This is a genomic window from Streptomyces sp. NPDC032126 (genome assembly GCF_055580085.1).
Map to the genome: position 1 here is coordinate 656,596 of NZ_JBVIMA010000003.1, position 21,579 is coordinate 678,174.

The 21,579-nt window shown below is 70.2% G+C and carries 22 protein-coding genes and 1 pseudogene; 17 read left to right on the top strand and 6 right to left on the bottom strand.

Going from position 1 to position 21,579, the window contains the following annotated elements:
* Window positions 1-2: 2 nt before the first annotated feature.
* The 5 genes and pseudogenes from rpsR to ACZ5NW_RS15970 all read left to right on the top strand — a co-directional run bounded on the left by rpsR (window position 3) and on the right by ACZ5NW_RS15970 (window position 2,054).
* Window positions 3-236, top strand: coding sequence for a 30S ribosomal protein S18 (gene rpsR / locus ACZ5NW_RS15950; RefSeq protein ID WP_468744398.1), 234 nt, complete (start codon window positions 3-5; stop codon window positions 234-236).
* Window positions 237-300: 64 nt separating this feature from the next.
* Entirely contained in the window at window positions 301-675 is a 375-nt protein-coding gene (locus ACZ5NW_RS15955; RefSeq protein ID WP_468744399.1) for a VOC family protein, read from the top strand.
* Between the two features lie 127 nt (window positions 676-802).
* Window positions 803-1,132, top strand: a pseudogene (locus ACZ5NW_RS15960) (ArsR/SmtB family transcription factor); the annotation flags it as partial.
* Complete coding sequence (locus tag ACZ5NW_RS15965; protein ID WP_468744400.1) at window positions 1,129-1,617, top strand: SRPBCC family protein; 489 nt, start codon at window positions 1,129-1,131, stop codon at window positions 1,615-1,617. The pseudogene ACZ5NW_RS15960 and the gene ACZ5NW_RS15965, both read left to right, overlap by 4 nt.
* A gap of 176 nt (window positions 1,618-1,793) precedes the next feature.
* The gene (locus ACZ5NW_RS15970) at window positions 1,794-2,054 is read left to right on the top strand and encodes a DUF397 domain-containing protein (RefSeq protein ID WP_468744401.1); all 261 of its coding nucleotides are present in this window, start codon (window positions 1,794-1,796) and stop codon (window positions 2,052-2,054) included.
* Between the two features lie 90 nt (window positions 2,055-2,144).
* Here the strand turns inward: ACZ5NW_RS15970 and ACZ5NW_RS15975 are convergent, their stop codons facing one another.
* Window positions 2,145-2,627, bottom strand: a complete 483-nt coding sequence (locus ACZ5NW_RS15975; RefSeq protein ID WP_468744402.1) for an ATP-binding protein — start codon at window positions 2,625-2,627, stop codon at window positions 2,145-2,147.
* 374 nt (window positions 2,628-3,001) lie between these two features.
* Between ACZ5NW_RS15975 and ACZ5NW_RS15980 the strand changes: the two genes are divergently transcribed.
* The 6 genes from ACZ5NW_RS15980 (at window position 3,002) to ACZ5NW_RS16005 (ending at window position 8,830) form a co-directional block, all read left to right on the top strand.
* Window positions 3,002-3,826 carry a helix-turn-helix domain-containing protein gene (locus tag ACZ5NW_RS15980; RefSeq protein ID WP_468744505.1) on the top strand — a complete coding sequence of 275 codons (825 nt, stop codon included), beginning with the start codon at window positions 3,002-3,004 and terminating at the stop codon, window positions 3,824-3,826.
* 152 nt (window positions 3,827-3,978) lie between these two features.
* Window positions 3,979-5,439: an aldehyde dehydrogenase family protein gene (locus ACZ5NW_RS15985; protein WP_468744403.1), complete on the top strand. Its 1,461-nt coding sequence runs from the start codon at window positions 3,979-3,981 to the stop codon at window positions 5,437-5,439.
* A gap of 97 nt (window positions 5,440-5,536) precedes the next feature.
* Entirely contained in the window at window positions 5,537-6,073 is a 537-nt protein-coding gene (locus tag ACZ5NW_RS15990; protein ID WP_468744404.1) for a DinB family protein, read from the top strand.
* A 133-nt stretch (window positions 6,074-6,206) separates the two neighbouring features.
* Complete coding sequence (locus tag ACZ5NW_RS15995) at window positions 6,207-6,848, top strand: PadR family transcriptional regulator (RefSeq protein ID WP_468744405.1); 642 nt, start codon at window positions 6,207-6,209, stop codon at window positions 6,846-6,848.
* 84 nt (window positions 6,849-6,932) lie between these two features.
* Window positions 6,933-8,048 carry an ATP-binding cassette domain-containing protein gene (locus ACZ5NW_RS16000; RefSeq protein WP_468744506.1) on the top strand — a complete coding sequence of 372 codons (1,116 nt, stop codon included), beginning with the start codon at window positions 6,933-6,935 and terminating at the stop codon, window positions 8,046-8,048.
* Window positions 8,045-8,830 (top strand): ABC transporter permease, encoded by a 786-nt coding sequence (locus ACZ5NW_RS16005; RefSeq protein WP_468744406.1) that lies wholly within the window; start codon window positions 8,045-8,047, stop codon window positions 8,828-8,830. The genes ACZ5NW_RS16000 and ACZ5NW_RS16005 overlap by 4 nt, the downstream gene beginning before the upstream one ends.
* A 57-nt stretch (window positions 8,831-8,887) precedes the next feature.
* Here the strand turns inward: ACZ5NW_RS16005 and ACZ5NW_RS16010 are convergent, their stop codons facing one another.
* Both ACZ5NW_RS16010 and ACZ5NW_RS16015 read right to left on the bottom strand, forming a co-directional pair.
* Window positions 8,888-10,300: a glutamate decarboxylase gene (locus tag ACZ5NW_RS16010; RefSeq protein ID WP_468744407.1), complete on the bottom strand. Its 1,413-nt coding sequence runs from the start codon at window positions 10,298-10,300 to the stop codon at window positions 8,888-8,890.
* 219 nt (window positions 10,301-10,519) lie between these two features.
* Window positions 10,520-11,803 carry an ion channel protein gene (locus ACZ5NW_RS16015; protein ID WP_468744408.1) on the bottom strand — a complete coding sequence of 428 codons (1,284 nt, stop codon included), beginning with the start codon at window positions 11,801-11,803 and terminating at the stop codon, window positions 10,520-10,522.
* Window positions 11,804-11,960: 157 nt separating this feature from the next.
* Between ACZ5NW_RS16015 and ACZ5NW_RS16020 the strand changes: the two genes are divergently transcribed.
* On the top strand, window positions 11,961-12,737 hold the full coding sequence (locus tag ACZ5NW_RS16020) for a MerR family transcriptional regulator (protein ID WP_468744507.1): 777 nt from the start codon (window positions 11,961-11,963) through the stop codon (window positions 12,735-12,737).
* A gap of 16 nt (window positions 12,738-12,753) precedes the next feature.
* Here ACZ5NW_RS16020 and ACZ5NW_RS16025 read toward each other — a convergent pair whose 3' ends face one another.
* Window positions 12,754-13,119 (bottom strand): YbjQ family protein, encoded by a 366-nt coding sequence (locus tag ACZ5NW_RS16025; protein ID WP_468744409.1) that lies wholly within the window; start codon window positions 13,117-13,119, stop codon window positions 12,754-12,756.
* 131 nt (window positions 13,120-13,250) lie between these two features.
* Between ACZ5NW_RS16025 and ACZ5NW_RS16030 the strand changes: the two genes are divergently transcribed.
* Complete coding sequence (locus tag ACZ5NW_RS16030) at window positions 13,251-14,189, top strand: DedA family protein (protein WP_468744410.1); 939 nt, start codon at window positions 13,251-13,253, stop codon at window positions 14,187-14,189.
* Window positions 14,190-14,209: 20 nt separating this feature from the next.
* On the opposite strand, the gene ACZ5NW_RS16035 is transcribed toward ACZ5NW_RS16030, so the two are convergent.
* A complete protein-coding gene (locus tag ACZ5NW_RS16035) occupies window positions 14,210-15,871 on the bottom strand; it encodes a threonine/serine exporter family protein (RefSeq protein ID WP_468744411.1) in 1,662 nt (553 codons plus the stop codon).
* Window positions 15,872-15,986: 115 nt separating this feature from the next.
* On the bottom strand, window positions 15,987-16,478 hold the full coding sequence (locus tag ACZ5NW_RS16040; protein WP_031487466.1) for an inorganic diphosphatase: 492 nt from the start codon (window positions 16,476-16,478) through the stop codon (window positions 15,987-15,989).
* Window positions 16,479-16,557: 79 nt separating this feature from the next.
* Here ACZ5NW_RS16040 and dacB point away from each other — a divergent pair, with 79 nt between their 5' ends.
* The 4 genes from dacB (at window position 16,558) to hpt (ending at window position 21,470) form a co-directional block, all read left to right on the top strand.
* On the top strand, window positions 16,558-18,207 hold the full coding sequence (gene dacB, locus ACZ5NW_RS16045) for a D-alanyl-D-alanine carboxypeptidase/D-alanyl-D-alanine endopeptidase (RefSeq protein ID WP_468744412.1): 1,650 nt from the start codon (window positions 16,558-16,560) through the stop codon (window positions 18,205-18,207).
* Between the two features lie 156 nt (window positions 18,208-18,363).
* Window positions 18,364-19,488 carry a zinc-dependent metalloprotease gene (locus tag ACZ5NW_RS16050; RefSeq protein ID WP_468744413.1) on the top strand — a complete coding sequence of 375 codons (1,125 nt, stop codon included), beginning with the start codon at window positions 18,364-18,366 and terminating at the stop codon, window positions 19,486-19,488.
* A 191-nt stretch (window positions 19,489-19,679) separates the two neighbouring features.
* Window positions 19,680-20,861: a tRNA lysidine(34) synthetase TilS gene (tilS, locus tag ACZ5NW_RS16055; RefSeq protein ID WP_468744414.1), complete on the top strand. Its 1,182-nt coding sequence runs from the start codon at window positions 19,680-19,682 to the stop codon at window positions 20,859-20,861.
* 48 nt (window positions 20,862-20,909) lie between these two features.
* Window positions 20,910-21,470: a hypoxanthine phosphoribosyltransferase gene (gene hpt, locus ACZ5NW_RS16060; protein ID WP_468744508.1), complete on the top strand. Its 561-nt coding sequence runs from the start codon at window positions 20,910-20,912 to the stop codon at window positions 21,468-21,470.
* Window positions 21,471-21,579 lie beyond the last annotated feature (109 nt).

Below are 21,579 nucleotides of genomic sequence, written 5' to 3' on the forward strand. Positions count from 1 at the left end.
CCATGCCCCGCAAGCCCGACCGCAAGCCCGCCAAGAGCCGGCCCAACCCGCTGGACCAGGGGGGGATCACCTACATCGACTACAAGGACACCGATCTGCTGCGGAAGTTCATCTCCGACCGCGGCAAGATCCGCGGCCGTCGCGTCACGCGCGTGACCGCTCAGCAGCAGCGGCAGGTCGCCCGCGCCATCAAGAACGCGCGCGAGATGGCGTTGTTGCCGTACTCCAGCAGGTGAGGCGGTATGGGTAGGGGATCTCCTACGGTTGACTCGTAGGAGATCCCCTACCTATTCTCGCGGTATGAGCATCACTCACGCCTCTTTCGTCACCCTTCCCGTCTCCGACCAGGACCGCGCGCTGCGCTTCTACACGGACGTCCTCGGCTTCGAGGTCACCGCCGACCGCGCGATGCCCCAGGGCCGCTGGCTCCAGGTCGCCCCGGCCGGCGCCCAGACGGTCTTCACGCTCTCCGGGCCGGGCATGGGCGATTTCGTGCCGGGTTCCGCGCGGGGGATCATGTTGGTGACGACCGATGTCGACGCGGACCGCGCCCGCCTCGCCGAGGCCGGGATCCCCGTCCAGGGCCCGGACGAGTTCCCCTGGGGCCGGATGGCCTCCTTCGCGGACCCCGACGGCAACGGCCTGATGCTGCTGACGGAGAAGGAAGGCTTCTGACCCCGCCATGACCACCGGGACCGGGACGGGCACCGCCACCGGCGCGGACAGTGCCTCCGCCACCGGCGCGGACAGTGCCTCCGCCGCCGGCACGGACAGCGCCTCCGTCGCCGGCGCGGACAGCGCCTCCGCCGCCGACCGCGTCTTCGCCGCCCTCGCCAACGCCACCCGCCGCGAGGTGCTGCGGCTGCTGCGCGACGGCGGGCCCCAGCCCGTCCAGGCCCTGGCCGACCACTTCGCCATGCGCCGGCCCAGCCTCTCCGAACACTTGAAGGTGCTGCGCGACGCCGGTCTCGTCTCCGAGCAGCGCTCCGGCCGACAGCGCATCTATCGACTGGAGGCGGCCCCGCTCGCCGACGTACAGGACTGGCTCCATCCGTACGAGCGGTTCTGGCGCGCGCGTCTGAGGGGGCTCGGCGATCTGCTCGACCGCATGCCCGACGATGAGCCGACATGAGCCTCCCGCCGCGTGACCGGTCCGGTCCGGTACCCGAGGACGACCTGACCGTCGTCCGGGTGGACCAGTACTTCCCGCACCCTCCCGCCAAGGTCTGGCGGGCCCTGACCGAGCCCGAGCTGCTCGCGCGCTGGCAGATGCCCGGTGCCGAGGGGTTCCGTCTCCAGGTGGGACACCGGTACCGGATGACCTCGGTGCCCCGCCCGAACACCGGTTTCTCGGGGGTCGTGGACGCGGAAGTGCTCGCCTACGACACGGAACGGATGCTTTCCGTCCGGTGGACCGACGCCGATCCGGCCAACCCCGCGGACTGGACCATCACCTGGACCCTGGAACAGGAAGGGCGGGGTACGCGTCTCTTCCTAGTGCACGAGGGATTCGATCCGGACGATCCGGCGCAGTCGATGGCGCGCCGGATCATGGGCGGGGGCTGGAGATCGCATGTGATGCCCGCTCTTCGGGAGGCGCTCGACGGGCTGCGGTGACACCGCCGCGACGTCGAACACTTTCGGTAAAGCGAGCGTCAAAGCTGTAACCGCGGGACCACCCCGCGTGCACGTGCATCTGCTCATGCATCCGCACATGAACGGAGTTATGATCCGGGACAGTTGACCACCGCACCAATGGCCACACCAGCCAGTGCACCATCAGGGAGCGACCTGTGGACCACGACGTTGACGGGGGACGCGACGTGTACAACGGCATGACGGCCACACAGCTGCACGGGGTTGCCTGGCAGAAGAGCAGGCACAGCAACTCGCAGGGTTCGTGCGTGGAGTTCGCCCGGCTGCCGGGCGGTGACGTGGCGGTGCGCAACTCGCGCTTCCCGGACGGTCCCGCGCTGGTCTACACACGCGCCGAGATCGAGGCGATGCTGCTCGGCGTCAAGGACGGCGAGTTCGATCACCTGATCGCGGGCTGAGGACCACACCGTCGCCGGGAAACCGTACGTAGGCTGCGAAAGCGGTGGTGACGCGCGTAGAAACGCGGCGCGGGGCGGCGCCGCGTCTCGTCATTCGGCGGCGGTGGACAGCCGGAACAGCGCCCAGACCACCTTGCCGCCGAGCGTGCCGGCCAGCGGATGCCAGCCCCAGCCGTCGGCGAAGGAGTCGACGAGGAACAGGCCCCGGCCCGACTCCGCCGAGAAGTCGTCCGCCTCGCCCGCGACGGGGCTGTCATGACTGGGGTCGCGCACCGCGCACACCAGCCGCTCGGTCCACCGCATCAAGTGCAGCCGCACGGGCGGGTTCTGCTCGCCCGCGACGCCGACGTCGCCGGCCGCCAGTCCGTGCCGCAGGGCGTTGGTGACGAGCTCGGAGACGACCAGACAGATGTCGTCGAAGCGATCACCGACGTCCCACTGGCCGAGGGTTCTGCGGGTGAACTGCCGGGCTTCGCGCACCGCTTCGAAGCGGGCGGGCAGGGCACAGGAGGCGGCGTTGGACACGGCCGCGGGATCCAGCGGCGGAAGGCCCTGCCGTAACGGCTCGAGCATGGTCGATCCATTCGTCCCCATGCGAGGCACTCCCGGGATTCGCGGTCGTTGCGATGCAGCGGTGGCGCGGGACCATGGTTTCGGATGCGTACAGCAGATGCAAGGGCAGATGCACGTGCACGTGACCGAATTGGACCTGCCCGTACCGCTTCTTGGCCATTTTTTCCGCCATCTTCTCGCCGTTCAGCGCCTTCTCTTTGCACTCTTTCGACCCTCTCCTTGCAGAGGTCTACGCCTTGCCAATGGCTTCTTTCCATCTCTGTAATCGGGTGAGTACTGCTCGGAGTGTTTTAGTGGCAGACTTCGGCCCCTGAAGACGGTTGGGGAGGCTGGCGAACGTGAGCGCGGGAGAGCCCGGATCGGTGGTGCGACGCATGCTGCTCGGCTCGCAACTCAGGCGACTGCGTGAGTCACGGGGCATCACGCGTGAGGCCGCGGGGTACTCCATCCGCGCCTCCGAGTCGAAGATCAGCCGGATGGAGCTGGGCCGGGTGAGCTTCAAAACACGCGATGTGGAAGACCTGCTGACGCTGTACGGGATCACGGACGAGCAGGAGCGCGCCGCGCTCGTCGGACTCGCCCGCGAGGCCAACGTGGCCGGGTGGTGGCACAGCTACTCCGACGTCCTGCCGAGCTGGTTCCCCACTTATGTGGGCCTGGAGGGCGCGGCCTCACTGATCCGCGCCTACGAGGTGCAGTTCGTGCACGGCCTGCTCCAGACCGAGGCGTACGCGCACGCCGTCGTCAGCCGGGGCATGAAGGGCGCCGGCGCGGCCGACATCGACCGGCGCGTGGCGCTGCGCCTGGAGCGCCAGAAGTACCTCGTCTCCGAGAACGCGCCCGACGTCCACATCGTCCTCGACGAGGCCGCGCTGCGTCGCCCCTACGGCGACCGCGAGGTGATGCGCGGTCAGCTCCAGCATCTGATCGAGATCTCCGAGCGCCCCAACGTACGACTGCAGGTCGTGCCGTTCAGCCTCGGCGGCCACTCCGGCGAGTCCGGCGCCTTCACGATCCTCAGCTTCCCCGAGTCCGACCTCTCGGACGTCGTCTATCTGGAACAGCTCACCAGCGCGCTGTACCTGGACAAGCGCGAGGACGTCACCCAGTACGAGCAGGCGCTCAAGGAACTCCAGCAGGACAGCCCGGGGCCGGACGAGAGCCGGGACCTGCTGCGCGGGCTGCTGCAACTGTCGTAGAAGGCCGGCCGACGCCTCATAGGGATAACCCTCGATTCGCCTTTGCTTACCGGTGCGTTTCTGAGACGTGCACGCCAACTGACGTAAAACGTAAGTACGATGACGTGTGATCAGAGCGCGAGCGCTCCGACGGCAAGGGATTGAGGGATCGCATGTCGTCCTGCTTCACGGACCTGGCCCTGCAGTACATCGACGGTGAGTGGCGGCCCGGTACGGGCTGCTGGGACATCATCGACGTCAACCCGTACGACGGCACCAAGCTCGCCTCGATCACCATCGCCACCATCGACGAGGTCGACCAGGCCTACCGCGCGGCCCAGCGCGCCCAGCGCACCTGGGCGGCGACCAACCCCTACACCCGGCGCGACATCTTCGAGCGCGCCCTGCGGCTGGTCGAGGAGCGCGAGCCGGAGATCACCGAGGCCATCATCGCCGAGCTCGGCGGCACGCATCTCAAGGCCGGCTTCGAGATCGGTCTGGCCAAGGAATTCCTGCGCGAGGCCGCCCAGTTGACGCTGCGCTCCGAGGGGCGGCTGCTGCCCTCGCCGATCGAGGGCAAGGAGAACCGGCTCTACCGTGAGCCGGTCGGTGTCGTCGGGGTGATCAGCCCCTTCAACTTCCCCTTCCTGCTGTCGATCAAGCCGGTCGCCTCCGCGCTCGCCCTCGGCAACGGCGTCGTCCTCAAGCCGCACCAGGACACCCCGATCGTCGGCGGCACCCTCATCGCCAAGCTCTTCGAGGACGCCGGCCTGCCGACCGGCCTGCTGAACGTCGTCCTGACCGACATAGCCGAGATAGGCGACGCCTTCATCGAGCACCCGGTGCCCAAGGTCATCTCCTTCACCGGCTCCGACAAGGTCGGCCGCCACATCGCGACCGTCTGCGCGGCCCAGCTCAAGCGGACCGTCCTCGAACTCGGCGGCAACAGCGCGCTGGTGGTCCTCGACGACGCCGACATCGACTACGCCGTGGACGCGGCCGTCTTCAGCAGATACGTCGACCAGGGCCAGGTCTGTATGGCCGCGAACCGGGTGCTGGTGGACCGGACGGTGGCCGACGAGTTCACCGAGAAGTTCGTCGCCAAGGTCAGGACGCTGAAGACCGGCGACCCGAGCGATCCGCAGACGGTGATCGGCCCGGTGATCAACTCCCTCCAGGCCAACGCCGTCTCGGCCGCCGTCGACCAGGCGGTGGCGGAGGGCGCCACGGTGCTGGTGCGCGGCTCGACCACCGACAACCTGGTCGAGCCGTCCGTGCTCACCGACGTGCCCGCCGACTCGGCCCTCCTGCACAAGGAGATCTTCGGCCCCGTCGCCCTCCTCGTCCCCTTCGACGGCGAGGAGGAGGCCATCCGCATCGTCAACGACACGCCCTACGGACTCAGCGGCGCCGTCCACACCGCCGACGTGGAGCGGGGCGTGGCCTTCGCCAAGCGCGTCGACACCGGGATGTTCCACGTCAACGACGGCACGATCCACGACGAGCCGCTGGTCCCCTTCGGCGGCGAGAAGCACTCGGGGATCGGTCGGCTGAACGGCGAGACCACCCTGGACGCCTTCACCACTCTGAAGTGGATCTCGGTGCAGCACGGGCGGAGCCGGTTTCCGTTCTGAGTCGTCCGCCCTTGAGGACAGGATCTGACCGAAAGGCCGCCTAACGTCGTCTGTGTCGGGGGGAGAGCCCCACCGATCTCGACGAAAGGCGTCGGTCATGGTCACTCACGTTCCCGCGGAGGCGCACGGTGACGAGCGCGGAGCCCTGCTCTCGTTCCTGGCGGAGCAGCGCGGCGGCATCCGGCGGGCGGTGCTCGGGCTGACCGACGAGCAGGCCGTCAGCAGGCCCAGCGCCAGCGAACTGTCGCTCGCCGGCCTGGTCAAGCATGTGGCCGAGGTCGAACAGTTCTGGGTGGCCCTCGCCAAGGGCGAGCCCCCGGCCGTCCAGCGCGACCAGTCGAACTGGCACGAGTGTTTCGTCCTGGTCGACGGGGAGAGCGTCGCCTCGCAGCTCGACTACTGGGAGAAGGTCGCCGCCGAGACGGAGGCGTTCATCCGCTCGGTGCCCAGCCTCGACGACACCTTCGCGCTCCCCGACCAGCCCTGGTTCCCGCCGGAGGGGCGCGTCTCGATGCGCTGGCTCGCCCTCCACCTGATCCGCGAGACCGCCCGGCACGCCGGCCACGCCGACATCATCCGCGAGTCCCTGGACGGCAGGACGGCCTTCGAACTCGCCGACCTGGCCCAAGGCTGAGGCACGAGCCCCATGTCGGAGGGCGCGAGCCCCGCCTCCGAGGGCGCGCGCATCAGCGAACCCGAGGGCGCACGCGCCCCTGAACCCGAGGGCACGCCGCGCGGCCGAAGTCAAAACTCATAACCTGGACCGCATGTCAGCGATCCGTCTCCTCGTGCTGGGCGCCGTCCGCCAGCACGGGCGGGCCCACGGTTACCAGGTGCGCAACGACCTCGAATACTGGGGCGCCCATGAGTGGTCCAACGCCAAGCCCGGCTCGATCTACCACGCCCTGAAGCAGATGGCGAAGCAGGGACTCCTGCACGCGCACGAGATCGCCCCGTCCACGGCCGGCGGCCCGCCCCGCGTCGAGTACGAGATCACGGACGCCGGCACCGAGGAGTTCCTGCGGCTGCTGCGCGAGTCGCTGGTCTCCTACGACCAGAAGATGGACATCAAGTCGGCGGCCATCGGCTTCATGGTCGACCTGCCGCGCGACGAGGCGACGGCGCTGCTCAAGGAGCGGATCCGGCGGATCGAGGAATGGCGCTCGGCCGTCACCGAGCACTACGTCCCCGAGGACGGCCCCGAACAACTCGGGCACATCGGGGAGATCATGAACCTCTGGATCCACACGGCCGACGCCGAGGCCGAGTGGACCCAGGGCCTCGTCCGCCGCATCGAGAGCGGCGCCTACACCTTCGCCGACGAGGGCGAACCCTTCGTCGGCATCCTCACCGAGGACCAGGAGAACCCCTACGCGACGGGGGAGCGGCATCCCGGGGACGATCGCTGATCAAGTTTGACCAATGAGGTCGAGGGAGTTAGCTTTTCGAGGTGGTAGTCAAGTTTGACTAGCGAAGGGTGGCCGACAGTGGCAGTGGCGGACGCGGCGATCACCGTCGAGGGAGCACGCAAGCGGTACGGCGGGAAGGGTGGTCGGAGTGGTCGCGGGGGCGGCGGCACGTGGGCACTGGACGGTCTGGACCTCACCGTCACGCGAGGCACGGTGCACGGGATCCTCGGCCCCAACGGCGCGGGCAAGACGACCCTCGTCCGGATCCTGGCCACCCTGCTGCGGCCGGACGCGGGCCGGATCCAGGTGGCCGGACACGACGTGGTGACCGAGGCCCGTGCGGTGCGCCGCCGCATCGGCCTCCTCGGCCAGCACGCCGCCCTCGACGAGGAACTGAGCGGCCGCCAGAACCTGGAGATGTTCGGCCGCCTCCACCACCTGGGCGCCCGCCCCGCCCGTGCGCGCGCCGACGAACTCCTGGACCGCTTCGGCCTCACCGACACCGGCAGCAAACCGGTCCGCGCCTACAGCGGCGGCATGCGACGCCGCCTCGACCTCGCCACCTCCCTCATCACCGATCCCCTCGTGCTCTTCCTCGACGAACCCACCACCGGCCTCGACCCCCGTGGCCGCGCCGAGGTCTGGTCCTCGGTCCGGTCCCTGGTCGACGGCGGTACGACGGTCCTGCTCACCACCCAGTACCTGGAGGAGGCCGATCAGCTCGCCGACCGCATCTCGGTCGTCGACGCCGGCCGGGTCGTCGCCGACGGCACGGCCGACGAGCTGAAGGCCCTGACCGGCGGCGACCGCATCGACATCGTCCTGCGCGACGCCGGCCACCTCGGTGCGGCGGTGGCCCTGCTCCCGGTACCGAAGGACACCATCACCGTCGACCCCGACCGCCGCCTCCTCAGCGCCCCCGTCACCGACCGCATGACCGCCCTCTCCGCCGCCATACACGCCTTCCACGAGGCCGCCATCGAGGCAGAGGACATCGCCCTGCGCCGCCCGACACTGGACGAGGTGTTCCTGCGACTGACGGGACGGAGTGAGGGTGCGATGGGGGAGGGGTGGGGTAGGGACGCGGGGCCCGAGGCACAGGGTGCTTGTGTCGCGGCGGAGTTGGATACGGGGCCGGGCGCCGAGGGTGCCTGTGAGCAGGGCGTGTGGGGCGGCGGCGAGAAGGAGACGGCCGTATGAGCACCTACACCCCCTCCACCCTCACCCTCTACGCCCTGACCGACTGCTGGACCATGACCCGGCGTGAGCTCGCGCACTGGGCCCGTCAGCCGGTCCGCGTTGTCGTCGGACTGCTCTTCTCCGTGATGCTGCTGCTGATGTTCGGCTATCTCATCGGCGGCGGTCGTGGTGTCGAGGGCGACTACCTCGACTACCTCGTCCCCGGCATGCTCGCCCTCACCATGGCCTTCGGCCTGGAGAGCACGATGCTCGCCGTCACCCAGGACCTCAACAAGGGCGTCATCGACCGCTTCCGCTCGCTGCCGATGGCCGACGGGGCCGTACTGGTGGGCCGGGCGGTCGCCGACATGATTCAGTCGCTGCTGGGGCTGGCCCTGATGACGGCTGTCGCCTATCTCCTCGGTTGGCGGGCTGAGGGTGGGCCCGGGGCCTTCCTGGGCGCCGTGGGTCTCCTCCTTCTCTTCCGTTTCGCGATGCTCTGGATCGGCATCCATCTGGGGCTGGTGGCGGGGAAGCCGGAGATGGTCCAGGCCGTCCAGATCCTGGTGTGGCCGGTCGGCTTCCTCTCCAACGCCTTCGCCACTCCCGACTCCATGCCCGCCTGGCTGGGCACGGCCGTCGAGTGGAATCCCCTGTCCAGGACGGCCACCGCCGCACGCGAGCTGCTGGGCGGAACCGGGGTGGACGCGGGCCATGTGTGGGCGTCGGTCGGATGGTCGGGGGGACTGCTCGTGGTGTTCCTTCCGCTGGCGGTGCGGAGGTTCGCCCGCCTGGGGCGGTGACCGTGCCCGGCGTTCATTCCCCTGAGGGCGTGCACGCCCTCAGGGGCGTTCACCCTCTCAGTGGTGGAATCCCGTGGCCGCCTCCTTGTCCCCCGTCAGCGGGTGCGGCTGCCGGCGCAGCTCCGGAAGCAGACGGGTGAGGTCGTCCACGAACAGGTCGGCGAGGTCCGCCGAGAAGCCGTTGCGGCACACGACCCGCAGTACCGACAGGTCCTCCCGGTTCGGCGGGAATGTGTAGGCCGGCACCAGCCAGCCTCTCTCGCGCAACCGCCGTGAGACGTCGAAGACGTCGTACGCCGTCACATCGGGCGCCGTCGTGAACGCGAACACCGGCAGCTCGTCGCCCCGGGTCAGGAGCCGGAAGTCGCCGAGGGCCTCCACGCGTTCGGCGACGCTCCGGGCCACGTTCCGTGTGGACTGCTGCACGGCCCGGAAGCCGTCCCGGCCGAGCCGCAGCAGGGTGTAGTACTGCGCGACGACCTGGGCGCCCGGCCGGGAGAAGTTGAGCGCGAAGGTGGGCATGTCACCGCCCAGGTAGTTCACCCGGAAGACCAGTTCCTCGGGCAGTACCTCCCTGTCGCGCCACACGGCCCAGCCGACGCCCGGATACACGAGCCCGTACTTGTGCCCCGAGGTGTTGATGGACGCAACCCTCGGCAGGCGGAAGTCCCAGACCAGGTCCTCGTCGACGAAGGGGGCGATCATGGCGCCGGACGCTCCGTCGACATGCACCGGGATGTCGAGGCCGGTGCGCTCCTGGAGGTCGTCGAGGGCCGCGCACAGGTCGGCGATCGGCTCGTAGGACCCGTCGAAGGTGGAGCCGAGGATGCCGACGACGCCGATCGTGTTCTCGTCGCACAGCTCGGCCGCGGCCTGGGGGTCGAGGTGGAAGCGGTCGCCCTCCATGGGGACCAGACGGGCCTCGACCTCCCAGAAATTGCAGAACTTCTCCCAGCAGACCTGGACGTTGACGCCCATCACGAGATTCGGGCGAGCGTCGGCGGAGGGGTAGCGGTGGGCGTTGCGGGTCGTCCAGCGCCGCTTCAACGCCAGGCCGGCGAGCATGCACGCCTCGCTGGAGCCCGTGGTGGAACAGCCGACCGCCGTGGACGGGTCGGGCGCGTGCCACAGATCGGCGAGCATCGCCACACAGCGCCGCTCCAGCTCGGCGGTGCGCGGATACTCATCCTTGTCGATCATGTTCTTGTCCCGGCACTCGGCCATCAGCACGCTGGCCTGTGGCTCCATCCAGGTCGTGACGAACGTGGCCAGATTCAGCCGGGAGTTGCCGTCCAGCATCAGTTCGTCGTGGACGAGTTGATACGCCGTCGACGGGGACATGGGGGAGTCGGGCATGCGGTGCTTGGGCGGGGCCTCGACCATGCCGGCGGCGGGATTCGCCTCTCCATAGATGGGATTCACGGACAGCGGGCGCTCGGCGGACTTCGCGGGGCCTTGGTGGAGGGGCATGGATGGGTCTCCCAACTCTGCGTTCTGCCTGTGCTGATGGTCGGTTGCTTCTCGGGCTGCTTCCTGTCGTGCCTGCGGTGGTCCGGACACGTGGGGCTGCGGTCTGGTGTCCCGCCGTGCCGGTCCTATTCCCTCATCGGTTCAAAGCTCGCGATCGGTTCGCGATCTGTTCGCGATCGGTTCACGGATCCATGGATTCACTCGAATGCCCCATTCCGCTCACCGCACCGCCGTCCCGTCCTCCCGCACCTGCATCTGCGGCCGTCCGGTCACCACCAGCCAGGCCGGCAGGGAGGCGAAGCACAGCAGGGCGAGGAGGGTGGGTGAGGCGACGAGGACGGCCGCCGTGAACAGGCTCACCCAACCCTGCCGGGTGATGGCGAGTAGGACGCCCAGCACGCCCGTCGCCACGCCCACGGCCGGATGCACGTCGGGCACGAGGGCATGGGCCATCAGGCCGAACGCGGTACCGATGAAGACCGCCGGGAAGATTCGTCCGCCCCGGAATCCGCAGCACGCGGACACGACCAGGGCGGCCAGTTTCACGACCGTCATCGTGGCGAACTCCCCGGCCGTCCAGCCGTCCGGATCCGCAGCCAGCTGGTCGACCTCGTCCAGCCCCTTGAACAGCGTCAGATGGCCGCCCAGCGCCCCCAGCAGTCCCAGGATCAGCCCGCCCGCCGGAAGCATCAGCATCGGATGACGCAGCCGTTGGAAGGCGCCGTGGACGTACGGAAACAGGTACGCGCCGCACAGCCCCAGCAGCGCCGCCGCGGGCGCGATCACCAATGCCGCCAGCAGATCGTCCCAGCCGGGTTTGCCCATGGGGGGCAGGTGCAGATCGAGACTCGGGTGGGCCAGCAGGGTGGCCGTCATGGAGCCGGCGGCGGCCGCGGCGAGCGGTGCGAAGACGTTGTCCCACAGTGCCCCCCGCGTCTGCCGCCCGGCCAGCGCCTCGGAGATCACGAGCGCCGCGGCCACGGGTGTCCCGAACAGAGCGCCGATCGTCGCCGCCTCCGCCAGAGCAGGCCACAGGACGCCCGGCGCCCGGGGCAGCAGCCGGTTGCCCAGCCAGAACGTCAGGCCCACGTTCACCGCGATGATGGGGTTCTCCGGGCCCAGGCTCGGTCCGCCCGCCAGCATCAGCGCGGTCGCCAGCAGCAACCCCGGCAGCACGACGGGCGGCAGGACGGGGGCATTCAGGCTCATCGTCGCCGGATCGGGCCCGGCGTGACCTGGCACCTTCCACACCACCAGACCCACCACCACGCCCGTCGAGGTGAGCATGACCATCATCCACAGCACCGAGTACCGGCCCACGCCCAGTGCGTCCGGCAGGTTCTGCCACAGCACGTCCTGCAACTGCTCGGCGAGTCCGCTCACCGCGAGGAAGAGGAGGCTGGCTCCGATGCCCACGACCAGCGCGGGCAGGGTCAACAGCAGCAGCGTGCGCGCCGGGGCCGTCGTAGCGGGGGATGCCTGGCGCGCGGTGTCTTGAGCCACGAACTCACCATAAGTGGGCAAAACGGGCGCCGCGTCCGGTGTGGAACGGGCTTGCACCTCACGCGACGTGAGGACCCATCGTGGAGTGCGTACCGAGAAGGGAGCGGAAGTGAGCTACTCCGCCGAACAGGGCGGCTCCGCCGAACGGGGCAACACCGTGGGCGCCGCCGGGCACGGCTACTCCGTCGGACAAGTCGCCGGCTTCGCCGCGGTCACGGTGCGCACCCTGCACCACTACGACGACATCGGCCTGCTCGTCCCGAGCGAACGCAGCCACGCGGGCCACCGGCGCTACAGCGACGCCGACCTCGACCGGCTGCAGCAGATCCTGTTCTACCGGGAGCTCGGCTTCCCCCTCGACGAGGTCGCCGTCCTGCTCGACGACCCGGACGCGGATCCGCGCGCGCATCTGCGCCGCCAGCACGAGTTGCTGACCGCCCGGATCGAGAAGCTGAGGAAGATGGCGGCGGCCGTGGAGCACGCCATGGAGGCACGCAAGATGGGCATCAATCTCACGCCCGAGGAGAAGTTCGAGGTCTTCGGGGACAAGGACCCCGAGCAGTACGCGGAGGAGGCGGAGCGCCGCTGGGGCGGCACGTACAGCTATGAGGAGTCGCAGCGCCGTGTCGCCCGCTACACCAAGGACGACTGGCAGCGGATCCAGGACGAGGTCGCCGCCTGGGGCGAGTCCTACGCCGCCCTCATGGAGGCCGGCGACGCCCCCACCTCCGGACGGGCGATGGACCTCGCCGAGGCACACCGGCAGCACATCACCAAGTGGTTCTTCGAGTGCCATGTGAAGACGCACCAGGGCCTGGCCGAGATGTACGTCTCGGACGAGCGCTTCAAGGCGTTCTACGACGCCATGCGCCCGGGCCTGGCCGAGCACCTCAAGGCGGCGATCGACGCGAACGCGGCCCGGCACGCCGCGTGAGGCGCCTGGCCCGGTGTCACTCCCGGGCCAGGACCACCGCCGTCCCGTAGGCGCACACCTCGGTGCCGACGTCCGCCGCCTCCGTCACGTCGAAGCGGAACATGAGGACCGCGTTCGCCCCACGCGCGCGTGCCTGCTCCACGAGCCGTTCCATGGCCTGGTTGCGGGTCTGCACCAGGGTCTTGGTCAGCCCCTTGAGCTCACCGCCGATCATCGACTTCAGCCCGGCGCCGATCTGGCTGCCGAGGTGCCGGGAGCGGACGGTCAGTCCGAAGACCTCGCCGATGACCTCCTTCACCTTGAATCCGGGTACGTCGTTCGTGGTGACGACCAATACGTCGGGCTGCGGCCCCTGGCCGCCGCCGAAGTCCTCGATGCCCATGCCCACAGCTTTGTCCCGGCAGGCGCACAGTGCATCCTGGGAGCGCCCATGGAACCTGGGGCGCGACGGCTGCGTTGATACGTTGGAGCCGCCCGCCCCCGCCCGCATCCCACCGCAGGAGCCACAGACCCGTGACCACGCTTGCGCTCGGCCCCGAGTGGCTCAGCCCGGACTATCTGATCGAGACCTTCAGTCTGCCCGGCATCCTGCTGATCGTCTTCGCCGAGTCCGGTCTCTTCGCCTTCCTGCCGGGCGACTCCCTGCTGTTCACCGCGGGTCTGTTCGTGGCCGAGGGCGACTTCATCAGCCAGCCCCTGTGGCTGGTGTGCCTGCTGATCGTGCTCGCCGCCGTCATCGGCGACCAAGTGGGCTACATGATCGGCAAGTTCTTCGGCCCGAAGCTCTTCAGCCGCCCCAACTCCAAGCTCTTCAAGCAGGAGAACCTGGAGAAGGCGCACGAGTTCATGGAGAAGTTCGGCCCCAAGGCCATCGTGCTGGCCCGCTTCGTGCCCATCGTGCGCACCTTCGCCCCGATCGTGGCGGGCGCCGGCCGGATGAAGTACCGCACGTTCCTGACGTACAACATCATCGGTGGTGCGGCCTGGGGCACGGGCGTCACCCTCGCGGGGTACTGGCTGGGCCAGATCGACGTCATCAAGAAGAACGTCGAGGCGATCCTCGTCCTGATCGTCCTGGTGTCGGTGGTGCCGATCATCATCGAGTACCTGCGCGAGAAGTCGAAGAAGAAGCGCGCGCAGGCCGAGACGCCGGGGGCCCGGCCCGAGCCACCGCAGCAGCAGGCGCACCAGGTCATGGACGACGCCACCACCCAGCTGCGCCGCATCCCGTCGGACCCCGCCCCCCAGAACCACCAGCACCCGCAGCAGCCGTACGACAACCAGGGCTACGACAACCAGGGCTACGACCAGAACCAGGACCAGTACTACGGCGAGCAGTACCCCCAGCAGCAGCCGTACGGCGCCCAGCAGGGCGGCTACTACCAGCAGAACAACGGCCAGTACCCGTACGACCAGAACGGCTACTCGCAGAACGGCTATCCCCAGGGCTGAGCCGGCGGGACCGTCGGCGCTCAGAACCCGCGCGTGCGCTTGGCGGCCCGCCGCTTCTCCACCGAGACGCGCAGGAACATCCGGGACATCTCCGAGCCGAGGTTGACCCCGATCGCGATGGCCATCGCCAGCGCCGCCGCCTTGGTCAGCGAGGCAAACCCCTTGTCGACCTCGTTCTGCGCGATGGACAGCAGCCCGAAGTAGGTCGCGGAACCGGGCAGGAGGGGCCCGATCGCGGCCGTGGTGTACGGCAGCGCGGACGCGAAGCGGTAGCGGGCCAGCAGCTGGCCGAACAGGCCCACCAGGCCCGCGGCCGCGGCCGTGGAGGCGACGGGGGACATGTCGCCGGCGTAGCGCAGGGCGCCGTACACCGACCAGGCGACGCCTCCGCTGAGGGTCACCGCGACCACGGTGGATCGTTCCTGCTGGAGCAGCACCGCGAAGGTCAGCGACAGCAGCATCGACGCGCCGATCTGCAGCAGCGGCCGTTCGGCGATACCGAGCGCCGCGTCGGGGTTGAGGTGGGCCCCCAGGTTGACCCCGAGATAGAGCACCACGAGCACGCCGACGACGATGCCCACGAAGAAGTACATGACCTCCAGCAGGCGGGCGGCCGCGGTGATGTAGAAGCCCGTCAGACCGTCCTGCACGCCCGCCACGAGCGCCCGCCCGGGCAGCAGGGCGAACAGCCCGCCGGTGATGACCGCGGAGGCCCCCACGTCGACCCGGGCGAGCGTCAGCGCGACCCCGATCGCGGCCGGCGGCATCGCGGCCACCAGGAACTGGTAGAACTCCGGCAGCCCGCGCCCCGCGCACAGCCACGCCAGCCGGTCGCCCAGCATCGCGCCGAGCGCCGCCGCCACGAAGACCACCGCGTCACCGCCGACGAGCACCGAGGCCGCGCCCGCGAGCAGCCCGCTCGCCGCGGTCAGCACCCAGGTGGGGTACGGGTGCCGGTTGCGGCGTATCTCCACGAGGCGCCGGTAGGCCTCCTCCAGGGAGATGTGGGTCTCCGGGTCGCTGACGTCGTCCACGAGCCGGTAGACGGCCGCCAGACGCGTGTAGTCGGTGCCCCGGCGGCGCACCGTGCGGGACGCCGAGACCGGGTCCTCCACCAGGGACGGCTGGTAGGAGATCGACAACAGGGTGAAGGTGACGTTCGGCTCGCAGCGGTCCAGCCCGTACGAGCGGCAGACCGCGAACATCGCGGCCTCGACGTCCTCCGCGCCCTCGCCGCCGGCGAGGAGCAGCTCGCCGATGCGCAGGGTGAGGTCGAGCACGCGCGGGACGGCCGGACCGCCCTCCTCCGCCTTCTGCACCGGTTCGGGAGCGGGCCGCTCGGTGACCGGCATGCGCAGCATGGTGCGCATCCGGTCCTGCCAGGGCACGTCCTTGGCCAGGCTGACCGCCGGGATCCCATCGGGCGGGGTGAAGGCGGCCGGGGCGTTGCGGGCGCTGTAGGTGCTGGGAAGGCTGAACGCCGATCCCTCCGGCGCGGCCGAGGGCGGCTGCGGAACGGCCAGGCCCTCCGGGACGGCGAACTCCGAGGTGGTCTCCGACTCGTCGCCGCCGGGCCGGGGAACGGCCAGCCCTGCCGGAATCGCGAATTCCGAGGTGACTTCCCCGTCGAAGGCGCTGTGCGCCTCGTCCGACTGCGGCTTGCGGTCCTTCGCCTCCGTCACTGAGCAAGCTCCCTGAACGACACCTTCCGTGGGGCCTCAGTATGCGCACAGACAGCGACAGGGGCCGCACGCGTGTGCGTGCGGCCCCTTGTCATGCCATCAGGCGCGGGCAGGCTCAGTGGCCGCCCTGGTCCTTGAAGCGCTTGTAGGACCGCTCGATCTCGGCCTCGGCCTCGGTACGGCCCACCCAGTCGGCGCCCTCGACGGACTTGCCGGGCTCCAGGTCCTTGTAGACCTCGAAGAAGTGCTGGATCTCCAGGCGGTCGAACTCGGAGACGTGGTGGATGTCGCGCAGGTGCTCCACGCGCGGGTCCGTCGCCGGGACGCACAGCAGCTTGTCGTCGCCGCCGGCCTCGTCCGTCATCCGGAACATGCCGATGGCGCGGCACTTGATGAGGCAGCCCGGGAACGTCGGCTCGTCCAGGATGACCAGCGCGTCCAGCGGGTCGCCGTCCTCGCCGAGGGTGTTCTCGACGAAGCCGTAGTCGGTCGGGTAGGCGGTCGAGGTGAAGAGTCGACGGTCCAGGCGGATCCGACCGGTCTCGTGGTCCACCTCGTACTTGTTCCGCGAACCCTTCGGGATCTCGATCGTGACGTCGAACTCCACCGGTGGCTCCTCCATGATCAGCGCATACTTCGGGTGATTAAGTGTCCCTCACGCAGGTGTGTGATCGCGAAAGGGGCTGGTGGTCGTGCCAGAACTGAGGCCTTGGCGGGCCGCGAGACCGCACGTGGTGCGGGTCGCCGCCGCCGTACGACCGCGTCTGGCGCGCGTGGGCGGAGCCGTGGGGCCGCGGGTCGCGCAGCTCGCACGGGCCGCGAAACCGCGCCTCGCGCGCGTGACGCGAGCCGCGACGCCGCACCTCGCGGGGATCACGAGGCCGCAGGCCGTCAGGACCTGGCAGTACACCGCGGGCGCGGTCACCGCCGGACTGGCGCTGGCCGCCGGCGCGGTCACCGCCGCCGGTCCCTGGGACTCCACCGGCCAGCGTACGGCCGAGCGCGAGCGGGCCACCGCCCTCGGGCACACGGGTGGTGCAGATCACGGCCGTACGTCCGACACATCGGACACGGCCGCCCCGGGACCGCGCCCCGCCCCCAGCGCCGCCGGCGTCCTCACGGGCCTCTCGGGCGCCACCAGCGCCGTGAAGGCGGCCCCCGGCACCCTTCCCGACCCCACGGCCCTCACGGCCGTCCTGGGCCCCCTCCTGGGCGATCCGGCGCTCGGTGGCCGGCACACCGCCGCGGTCGTCGACGTCACCAGCGGCAAACTCCTGTACGGCGCCGGCGCCGACCAGGCCCTGACGCCCGCCTCCACGACCAAGATCGCCACCGCTGTCGCCGCGCTCTCCGCGATGGGCCCCGACCACCGCATCAGCACGCGTGCCGCCCTCGAACCCGACACCAAGGAGCTCGTCCTGGTCGGCGGCGGCGACCCCACGCTGTCCGCGCGCGCGGACGCGGACGGCTGGGCGAGCCTGCGCACCCTCGCGACGGGGACGGCGGCAGCGCTGAAGAAGCGCGGCATCACGACCGTGACCCTGTCCTACGACACCACCCTGTACGCCGGCTCCCCGCTTCACCCCATCGGGGTCAACCCCAACCTGGCCCCCGTCACCTCCCTGAGCGCGGACGAGGGGCGCACGGACGACTCGACGAGCGGCCCGGTGGGACGGGTCGCCGACCCCGCGGCGGACGCGACCACCAAGTTCGCGGACTTCCTGCGCGCGCAGGGCATCAGGACCACGTCACCGGGCCCCTCCAAGGCCACCGCCCGCGCTCAGACCCTGGCCACCGTCTCCTCGCCGCCCCTGTCCGCGCTGGTCGAGCGGATGCTGACCAACAGCGACAACGACATCGCCGAGGCCCTCGCCCGCCAGACCGCCCTCGCCACCGGCGAGCACGCCGACTTCGCGGGCGCCGGCCGGGCCCTGCGCGCCCAGCTGAAGAAGCTCGGACTGCCACTGGCCGGCGCCGACTTCAACGACGGCAGCGGCCTCAACCGCGACGACAGGCTGACGGCGCGCCTTCTGACCGCCCTCCTGGTCAAGGCCGCCGACCCGGCCCGCCCCGAGCTGCGCCCGGCCCTCACCGGCCTTCCCGTGGCCGGCTTCACGGGCACGCTGTCCGGCCGCTACGCCGACGGCGCGGCCGGCATCGTACGAGCGAAGACGGGCACCCTGACCGGTGTGAACACCCTGGCCGGCACGGTGGTCGACGCGGACGGCCGCCTCCTGGCCTTCGCCTTCCTCGCCTCGGACACGAGCAGCTCCACGGCGGCCCAGTCGGCGCTGGACCGGACGGCGACGGCCCTGGCGGCCTGCGGGTGCCGATGAGCGGCCGCGCCCACGCGCGCGTGCGCCTCGCGCGTACGCGTGGCGGTCGGCGAGTGCACCACGCGTACGCGTACGCGTGGTGAGGCAGAGGCATTGGCGTCGCTCGGGGTTCCGCGCGGCCTGCCCCTGGGGGCAGCGCTCACGTACGGTTGACACATGACGAGCATCGGTGGTGCGGAGATGGTCGACTGGAATCTCGCGGTGGCGACCGCGACCCGGCTCGTACGGCCGGGCCCCGAGGTGAGCCGCGACGAGGCGAGGGCCGTCGTCGCGGAGCTGCGCCGACACGCCAAGGCGTCCGAGGAGCACGTCCGGGGCTTCACCCGGATGGGCACCGACGAGACCCACGACACCCCGGTCCTCGTCGTCGACCGCCCCGGATGGGTTCGGGCCAATGTCGCCGGCTTCCGGGAGATCCTCAAGCCGCTGCTCGACAAGATGCAGGAGCGGCGCGGCAACACGACCGGCGGCGCGGTCCTCGGCGCCGTCGGCGGCAAGGTCACCGGTGTCGAGCTGGGCATGCTGCTGTCCTTCCTGGCCTCCCGCGTCCTCGGCCAGTACGAGACCTTCGCCCCCGCCACCCGCGATCTGCCCGCCGGGGAGAACGGCGGCGGCCGTCTCCTCCTGGTTGCGCCGAACATCGTCCACGTGGAGCGCGAACTCGACGTGGAGCCCCACGACTTCCGCCTCTGGGTGTGCCTGCACGAGGAGACGCACCGCACGCAGTTCTCCGCCGTGCCCTGGCTGCGCGACCACATGGAGGGCGAAATCCAGTCGTTCTTGGCGGAGACCGACGTCGACCCCATGACCTTCCTGGAGCGGGTCCGCGAGGCCGCCCAGTCGCTCGCCGGCGGGCGCCCCGAGAGCGAGGAGGACGACGGCGGACACTCCCTGGTCGAGCTGGTGCAGTCGCCGGCCCAGCGGGAGATCCTCGGCCGTCTCACCGCCGTGATGTCGCTCCTGGAGGGACACGCCGACTTCGTGATGGACGGAGTCGGACCGGAGGTCGTACCGACCGTCGCCGAGATCCGCGAGAAGTTCCAGCAGCGCCGCGCGCGGGGCGCCTCCCGCCTGGACATGGCCCTGCGCAAGCTGCTCGGCCTGGACGCCAAGCTCCGCCAGTACCGCGACGGCGAACGCTTCGTACGGGCCGTCGTCGACCAGGTCGGCATGGACGGCTTCAACCGGGTGTGGACCTCCCCCAACACGCTCCCCACGAAGGCCGAGATCGCCAAACCGGCGGACTGGGTCGCACGGGTGCACCGCAAGGCCGAGTCGTGAGGGCGGCGGGACGGTCGTGAACCGGATTCGGCCGTCGGCAGGCGAATGCGCCTCCAATCACCCGTCCGAGGGACCGTAAGCCCTGGGCAGGCGTGCAATGCTCGGGGAACGGCCCGGTTCTGTCACCATCTACACACTCTGAGTGACCGATCTCGGGCTCGCCCTCGAAAACATCATGAAGGGAACCGGACATGGGTCCCCATCCTGCGGTCGCGGCGATACGCCTGGCGGTCCGCCGCGTCCTCCACGACCTCCTCACCGAACAGACCTCCCAGCAGACCCCCGAGCAGATCTCCGGACAGTCTTCCGAGTCGTCCTCCGAACAGCGCGCCGCGCGGATCTCGGTCCAGCACTCGGCCCTCATCTCGGCGCAGACCCCGGCGCAGACCTCGGCCCAGATCTCCGTACCGGCCTCCGCAGGGGCTCTCGCCTCCCAGGACCTCCCGCACGAGCGCCCGCCGTCGCCGCTCGTGCTCGTGGCGTGCTCCGGTGGCGCCGACTCCATGGCGCTCGCCTCCGCCCTCGCCTTCGAAGCTCCCAAGCTCGGCATCCGCGCCGGCGGCATCACCGTCGACCACGGCCTCCAGGCGGGCTCCGACCTGCGCGCCGAAGAAGTCGCCCTGCGCCTGCGCGAACTCGGCCTGGACCCCGTGGAGGCCACCGCGGTCACGGTCGGCCGTGAGGGCGGCCCCGAGGCCGCCGCCCGCGACGCGCGCTACGCGGCGCTCGACGCGGCCGCCGAACGCCACGGCGCCAGCGCGATCCTCCTGGGCCACACCCGCGACGACCAGGCCGAGACCGTCCTGCTCGGCCTCGCCCGCGGCTCCGGCATCCGCTCCCTGTCCGGTATGGCCGCGGTCTCGGGGGCCGACGGCCGCTACCGGCGCCCCTTCCTCCAGCTCGACCGGCAGACCGCCCGCAAGGCCTGCATGGTCCAGTCCCTGCCGGTCTGGGACGACCCCCACAACGCCGACCCCGCCTACACGCGCTCGCGCCTGCGCCACGAGGGACTGCCCGCTCTGGAGAAGGCCCTCGGCAAGGGCGTCGTCGAGGCCCTCGCCCGTACGGCCCAGCTCTCCCGTGACGACGCCGACGCCCTCGACGCCTGGGCCAGCCAGGCCGAGTCCACCGTGCGGGACGCAGCGGGCCTCCTGGAGTGCGCCAAGCTGTACGCCCTGCCGCCCGCCGTACGCCGCCGGATCCTGCGCCGCGCCGTCATCGAGGCAGGCGCGCCGGCCGGTTCCCTGTTCGCCCGTCACATCGAGGAGATCGACCGGCTGATCACCGGCTGGCGCGGTCAGGGAGCCATCAATCTCCCCGGCAAAGTCGTCGCTCAGCGCCAGGGTGGCAGACTGGTGATTCGGCAAGGCTGAATCCCGACCCCCGACGGGGGCGGACAGCCGGTGGGACGACCGAAAGTGATGCGGGTGGACGCGAAAGACATGGGTGCCGACCTCAAGCAGGTGCTCATCACCAAGGAAGAGATCGACGCGAAGCTGGTCGAGCTGGCCGCGAAGATCGACGCGGAGTATGAGGGCAAGGACCTGCTCATCGTCGGCGTTCTCAAGGGCGCGGTGATGGTCATGGCCGACCTGGCCCGGGCGCTGTCCACGCCCGTCACCATGGACTGGATGGCCGTGTCCTCCTACGGCGCGGGCACCCAGTCCTCCGGTGTGGTGCGGATCCTCAAGGACCTCGACACCGACATCAAGGGCAGGCACGTCCTCATCGTCGAGGACATCATCGACTCCGGCCTGACCCTGTCGTGGCTGATCAACAACCTCGGCTCCCGGGAGCCCGCCTCCCTGAAGGTGTGCACCCTGCTGCGCAAGCCGGACGCCGCGAAGGTCGCCATCGACGTGGAGTGGGTCGGCTTCGACATCCCCAACGAGTTCGTCGTCGGCTACGGTCTGGACTACGCCGAGAAGTACCGCAACCTCCCGTTCGTCGGTACGCTCGCGCCCCACGTCTACGGCGGCTGAGCCGAGCGGCGTCTCCCGGGGCTGGGCCATCCCGTCCGGACACTGAGCCGGACGGGCCAGTCTTGTAAGACGATCGGGAACCCCAGCGGGTTTCGCGCCGTTGGAGCAT

What these genes read in the sequence shown, in the direction of transcription:
- ACZ5NW_RS15990 (WP_468744404.1), top strand. Translation starts at nt 5,537, where the DNA reads ATGGTCACTCACGTTCCCGCGGAGGCGCACGGTGACGAGCGCGGAGCC.
- tilS (WP_468744414.1), top strand. Translation starts at nt 19,680, where the DNA reads ATGGGTCCCCATCCTGCGGTCGCGGCGATACGCCTGGCGGTCCGCCGC.
- ACZ5NW_RS15965 (WP_468744400.1), top strand. Translation starts at nt 1,129, where the DNA reads ATGAGCCTCCCGCCGCGTGACCGGTCCGGTCCGGTACCCGAGGACGAC.
- hpt (WP_468744508.1), top strand. Translation starts at nt 20,910, where the DNA reads ATGCGGGTGGACGCGAAAGACATGGGTGCCGACCTCAAGCAGGTGCTC.
- ACZ5NW_RS15955 (WP_468744399.1), top strand. Translation starts at nt 301, where the DNA reads ATGAGCATCACTCACGCCTCTTTCGTCACCCTTCCCGTCTCCGACCAG.
- ACZ5NW_RS16010 (WP_468744407.1), bottom strand. Translation starts at nt 10,300, where the DNA reads ATGCCCCTCCACCAAGGCCCCGCGAAGTCCGCCGAGCGCCCGCTGTCC.
- ACZ5NW_RS15980 (WP_468744505.1), top strand. Translation starts at nt 3,002, where the DNA reads ATGCTGCTCGGCTCGCAACTCAGGCGACTGCGTGAGTCACGGGGCATC.
- ACZ5NW_RS15985 (WP_468744403.1), top strand. Translation starts at nt 3,979, where the DNA reads ATGTCGTCCTGCTTCACGGACCTGGCCCTGCAGTACATCGACGGTGAG.
- ACZ5NW_RS15995 (WP_468744405.1), top strand. Translation starts at nt 6,207, where the DNA reads ATGTCAGCGATCCGTCTCCTCGTGCTGGGCGCCGTCCGCCAGCACGGG.
- ACZ5NW_RS16025 (WP_468744409.1), bottom strand. Translation starts at nt 13,119, where the DNA reads ATGGGCATCGAGGACTTCGGCGGCGGCCAGGGGCCGCAGCCCGACGTA.
- ACZ5NW_RS16005 (WP_468744406.1), top strand. Translation starts at nt 8,045, where the DNA reads ATGAGCACCTACACCCCCTCCACCCTCACCCTCTACGCCCTGACCGAC.
- rpsR (WP_468744398.1), top strand. Translation starts at nt 3, where the DNA reads ATGCCCCGCAAGCCCGACCGCAAGCCCGCCAAGAGCCGGCCCAACCCG.
- ACZ5NW_RS15975 (WP_468744402.1), bottom strand. Translation starts at nt 2,627, where the DNA reads ATGCTCGAGCCGTTACGGCAGGGCCTTCCGCCGCTGGATCCCGCGGCC.
- ACZ5NW_RS16050 (WP_468744413.1), top strand. Translation starts at nt 18,364, where the DNA reads ATGACGAGCATCGGTGGTGCGGAGATGGTCGACTGGAATCTCGCGGTG.